The 4378-nt window shown below is 74.0% G+C and carries 6 protein-coding genes; 2 read left to right on the plus strand and 4 right to left on the minus strand.

The window, feature by feature from the left end; translation table 11 throughout:
* Positions 1-243 precede the first annotated feature (243 nt).
* The gene (gene fliP / locus VQ02_RS31090) at positions 244-1038 is read left to right on the plus strand and encodes a flagellar type III secretion system pore protein FliP (protein ID WP_048448127.1); all 795 of its coding nucleotides are present in this window, start codon (positions 244-246) and stop codon (positions 1036-1038) included.
* Here the strand turns inward: fliP and VQ02_RS31095 are convergent.
* The 4 genes from VQ02_RS31095 to VQ02_RS31110 form a co-directional block, all read right to left on the minus strand.
* A complete protein-coding gene (locus tag VQ02_RS31095; RefSeq protein ID WP_048448128.1) occupies positions 1026-1337 on the minus strand; it encodes a hypothetical protein in 312 nt (103 codons plus the stop codon). The genes fliP and VQ02_RS31095 overlap by 13 nt on opposite strands.
* An 82-nt stretch (positions 1338-1419) precedes the next feature.
* Positions 1420-1836 (minus strand): hypothetical protein, encoded by a 417-nt coding sequence (locus tag VQ02_RS35005; RefSeq protein WP_053080622.1) that lies wholly within the window; start codon positions 1834-1836, stop codon positions 1420-1422.
* Between the two features lie 70 nt (positions 1837-1906).
* Positions 1907-2251 carry a hypothetical protein gene (locus VQ02_RS31105; protein WP_048448129.1) on the minus strand — a complete coding sequence of 115 codons (345 nt, stop codon included), beginning with the start codon at positions 2249-2251 and terminating at the stop codon, positions 1907-1909.
* 94 nt (positions 2252-2345) lie between these two features.
* Positions 2346-3245 carry a DMT family transporter gene (locus VQ02_RS31110; RefSeq protein ID WP_048448130.1) on the minus strand — a complete coding sequence of 300 codons (900 nt, stop codon included), beginning with the start codon at positions 3243-3245 and terminating at the stop codon, positions 2346-2348.
* A gap of 235 nt (positions 3246-3480) precedes the next feature.
* Here VQ02_RS31110 and VQ02_RS31115 point away from each other — a divergent pair, with 235 nt between their 5' ends.
* Positions 3481-4362 (plus strand): YihY/virulence factor BrkB family protein, encoded by an 882-nt coding sequence (locus VQ02_RS31115; protein WP_048448132.1) that lies wholly within the window; start codon positions 3481-3483, stop codon positions 4360-4362.
* The last annotated feature ends 16 nt before the right edge of the window (positions 4363-4378 follow it).

The following is a 4378-nucleotide window of genomic DNA, read 5'->3' on the forward strand; positions in this document are numbered from 1 at the left end:
GGGCTCGGCGCGGGCTCCCCCGGAGGAGCCCGCACCGAACCCGACGCCGCCCTCGGTCCAGAACCCGTTCTCGGTCGAGGAGATCGAGGCCGAGTTCGCCCGGCTCCTCGGCCGGCCCCTCGACAAGCGCTGAGGCTCGGGCGCCGGCGCTGTTGCAGCGGAACCGCGCCCGCCCGCCCTCGACGGGGCGAGGCGGGCGCGGCGCTTGCGGGCCTCGGGTCGCAGGCCCCAGGGTGCGCCGCCATGGCGCCCCCGAATCGCTCGTCCCTCCTCCCGGCCGCGTGCCGCATCGCCGCGCTCCTGCCGCCCCTGCTGCCGAGCCTGTGGCGCGCGGCGGCGCTCCTGCTGCTCCTGCCCGGCGCCGCGCTCGCGCAGAGCCTGACGGTGGACCTCGGCCCCAGCGGCGGCGTCACCGAGCGGGCGCTCCAGCTCGTCGCCCTCATCACCGTGCTGGCGCTGGCGCCCTCGGTCCTGGTGATGGCGACCTCGTTCACCCGCATCGTGGTGGTTCTGTCGATCCTGCGCTCGGCGCTGGGCACCCAGACCGCGCCGCCGAACTCGGTGATCGTCAGCCTGTCCTTGTTCCTCACCGCCTTCGTGATGGCGCCGACGGCGCGGGAGGCCTACCGCACCGGCATCGAGCCGCTCATCGCCGGGCAGATCCAGCAGGCCCAGGCCTTCGAGCGGGCGAGCCAGCCGTTCAAGGCCTTCATGCTGCGCAGCGTGCGCGAGAAGGACCTCAAGCTGTTCCTCGACCTCGCCCGGGCCGGGACGCCGGCGACGCCTGAGGCCGTCGGCCTCGAGGTGCTCACCCCCGCCTTCATGATCTCGGAGCTGCGCCGTGCCTTCGAGATCGGCTTCCTGCTGTTCATCCCGTTCCTGATCATCGACCTCGTGGTCGCCTCGATCCTGATGTCGGTCGGCATGATGATGCTGCCGCCCGCCACCGTGGCGCTGCCGTTCAAGCTGATCTTCTTCGTGCTGGTCGACGGCTGGACCCTGGTGGCCGGCTCCCTGGTGCAGAGCTACGGCGGCTGACCGGCCCCGGGCGGCACGCCCGTCCGGCTCGACACGAGGCGCAGGGCCTGGCCGGCGAGGTGCTCCGGCACGCCGAGGCGCATCAGCCGGTCGCGGCGCGCGGTCCGGGCGAGGCGCGCTGCCCGGGCCTCCGCGGCGTCGATGATCGGCTGCGTCCAGGCCTCGAGCCAGGCGATCTGGACCGCGAGGCCGAGGAGGATCATCTGCCCGGCGAGGGTCTGCGAGGCCGCCAGGACGCGCTCCAGCTGCTCGTCCAGGGCAATGCCGCGCGGCGGTCCGGCGGGTGGCGGGAGAGTCATGGGCGTCCGGCCGGCCCGCGCCGGGCGGGCGGCATCACTGCAGGGTGCCGTCCGGGAGGGCGATGCCTTGGAGGGTGGTGGCTTAGAGGGCAGCGGCTTGGAGAGCAGCTGCTTGGAGGGCAGCGGCTTGGAGGGCAGCGGCTTGGCCGGTCGGGACGGCCTCGATCACGTGCGGGGACGGGACGGCGTCCAGGGGCTCCGGCGGATTGTACGGCCGGTTGTAGCAGCGACCGATCGCGCGCCAGAACGCCTCGCGGTCCGCGGGCCCGAAGCGGCGCAGGCAGGCGTCGAGGGCGTCCTGCCCGGCGAGCGCGAGGCGCTCGCGCTCGTCGTCCCCGATGAACTCAGGCTCGAGGGGCTCAGGCGCGAAGGGCTCGGCCCTTGCGCCGGCGGGCGCGGCGAGGTCGATCGCGCGAAGGTCCGGGTCAGCCGGGATCGGCCAAGGCGGCGCGCCATCGCGCAGGATCACGGTCAGTTCGGGCGCGGTCGGTTCGGACACGGCACGGCTCCCACACGGTTCCCCATGTGAGGCCTAACGCCCATCGCTCCGCTTCGATCCAGGCCGCCCGTCAGGGCTCGGGGAAGAAGGGCGGCGGGATGTTGTAGATCGGCAGGTTGGTGTTGCGCGGCAGCCAGGCGTGGAAGACCGTGCCGTCCGTCTCGCCGTAGGAGACCGGCTGGATCGCGGGGCCGCGGCGCAGGCCCGCGTAAGGCCCGTGATGCCCGCGGGGGCGGACCCGCGCGAGGGCCGGCCGGCGCGTCCGCCGGTACTCGGCCGGCACCCCGCCGTACCCGGCGGGAGCACGCCCGTAGCCGGGGGGCGGACCGCCGGGGCCGTCGGGATCGCCGTCCGCCGCCGCGGGGGCGGCGAGCGCCAGGAAGATCAGACCGGCGGTCAGGGCGGGGCGCAGCATGCGGGCGGTCTCCGAGACGCCGCCAGCCTAGGCCGCCGAGTCCCACCAAGGCCTTAACAAATCCCATCAGGGACTTGACTGCTCCCCGGGGGCTTCAGCCGCGGCTCGCGATCGCCACCCCCGCCACCGCCACCACCATGCCGAGGAGCTGCACCGGCGCCAGGGTCTCGCCGAACAGGACGAACGCCATCGCGGCCGAGACCGGCGGGACGAGGTAGAAGAGGGCGGCCACGCCCGCCACCGCCCCGCGGCGGATCAGCCCGAGCAGGATCAGGATGCCTCCGACCGAGAGGCCGAACACCGCCCAGGCGAGGCCGAGGAGCAGGGGCGTGGAGAAGTCGAACTGGCCGCCCTCGGTCAGGAGCGCGAGGGGCAGGGTCAGCGCGAGGGCGCCGACGAACTGCGCCGCCGCGTTGGTGCGCAGGTCGACGGCGGCGGCCTTGCGCTTCTGCCACAGGGTGCCCAGCGTGATGGCGATCGTGCCGCAGAAGCAGACCGCGAGGGCCTCCGGCGGGATGCCGCCGGACGCGCCGATCCGCGGTGCCAGCACCAGCCCGGCGCCGACGAGGCCGACCGCGATGCCGAGCCAGCGTCGGGCCGAGACCCGCTCGCCGAGGAGCGGCCCAGCCACCGCGGCAGTCAGCAGCGGCTGCAGGCTCGCCACCAGGGCGGCGATGCCGGCGGGCAGGCCGCGATGCACCGCCCAGAACACCGCGTCGAGGTAGATGCCGTGGATCAGCACCCCGGCCACCATGGCGTCGTGCCAGCCGCGCCAGCCCTGCGGCCAGCGGGCGCCGGCCGCGAGGGCGATCCCGGTGAGCACCAGGGCGGTGAGGCCGAAGCGCACGGAGAGGAAGGTCAGCGGCTCGGCGTGCGGCGCGACGAGGCGCGCCACCACGAAGCCCGTGGCCCAGATCAGCACGAACAGGCCGGGGGCCAGCGGCGCCAGGCGGGTGGACCAGGATGCGTCGGAAAGAGGCAGGCGGCGGCTCATCGTGCCTGCGCACGGAGCACGAGCGCGGCGGTTCCGCAACCGGCGCCGGAGCCGGATCGCCACGCCCGGCGCGCAGGGCTCGCCCGCCCGCACGTTCCGCCCGGCCCCGTGCCCCGGAGGACGCGGATGCCCGATTTCTGCCGCTGCGGCTTCCCAGGACTGGCAGCCGCGCTCTACCTGAGGCGGCACGTTCGCCCGAAGTCAGGTCGACCAGCCGGAAAGCCAGCGCGCCGTGATCCGTCCCCGCACCGCCCTGGAGATCGCCGCCATCGCGGCGCAGCGCTTCGTCGCCCATGACGGCTGGGCGATCGCGAGCCACATCGCGCTCTCGCTCCTCACCTCGCTTTTTCCGTTCCTGATCCTGCTCACGGCGCTCGCCGGCGTGTTCGGCACCAAGTCGCTCGCCGACGAGGCCGGCAACCTGCTGTTCGAGATCTGGCCGAGCGAGGTGGCAGGCCCGATCGCCGGGGAGGTCCACCGGGTGCTGACCGAGCAGCGCGGGGGGCTCCTCACCCTCGGCGCGGTGCTGGCCCTGTACTTCTCGTCGAGCGGGGTCGAGAGCCTGCGGGTCGGCCTCAACCGGGCCTACGGCCTGCGCGAGATGCGGCCGTGGTGGCTCACGCGCCTCGAATCGATCGGCTACGTGATCTGCGCCGCCTTCGCGATGCTGGCCTTCACCTTCCTGGTGGTGCTCGGGCCGCTGGTCTGGCGCGGGCTGGTGCTGGTGGCGCCGGGACTCGAACCCCTCGGCCTCACCGTGGCGGTGGGCCGGGTGGCGGTGACGGTGCTGCTCGTCTCGGTCGTGCTGGTGATCGCCCACAAGTTCATCGCCGCCGGGCGCCGGCCCTGGCACATGGTGCTGCCCGGCGTCTTCGTGACCCTCGGCCTGTGGGTGCTGGCCGGCCTCGGCTTCGGGCTGTATCTCGACCGCTTCTCCAGCGCCTACGTGTCGACCTATGGCGGCCTCGCGACGGCGATGGTCTTCCTGGTCTTCGTCTACTGGCTCGCCGCGATGTTCCTGTTCGGCGGCGAGATCAACGGCACGGTGATCGCCGCCCGCCGCCGACGCCTCCAGGCCCGGGCCCAGAGCCGCCGGGACACCATCAAGATGTTGTAATACCGCCGCGCCTTCG

The organism is Methylobacterium variabile (assembly GCF_001043975.1).
Taxonomy (GTDB): Bacteria; Pseudomonadota; Alphaproteobacteria; order Rhizobiales; family Beijerinckiaceae; genus Methylobacterium; species Methylobacterium variabile.

What these genes read in the sequence shown, in the direction of transcription:
- VQ02_RS31095 (WP_048448128.1), bottom strand. Translation starts at nt 1,337, where the DNA reads ATGACTCTCCCGCCACCCGCCGGACCGCCGCGCGGCATTGCCCTGGAC.
- fliP (WP_048448127.1), top strand. Translation starts at nt 244, where the DNA reads ATGGCGCCCCCGAATCGCTCGTCCCTCCTCCCGGCCGCGTGCCGCATC.
- VQ02_RS31105 (WP_048448129.1), bottom strand. Translation starts at nt 2,251, where the DNA reads ATGCTGCGCCCCGCCCTGACCGCCGGTCTGATCTTCCTGGCGCTCGCC.
- VQ02_RS31110 (WP_048448130.1), bottom strand. Translation starts at nt 3,245, where the DNA reads ATGAGCCGCCGCCTGCCTCTTTCCGACGCATCCTGGTCCACCCGCCTG.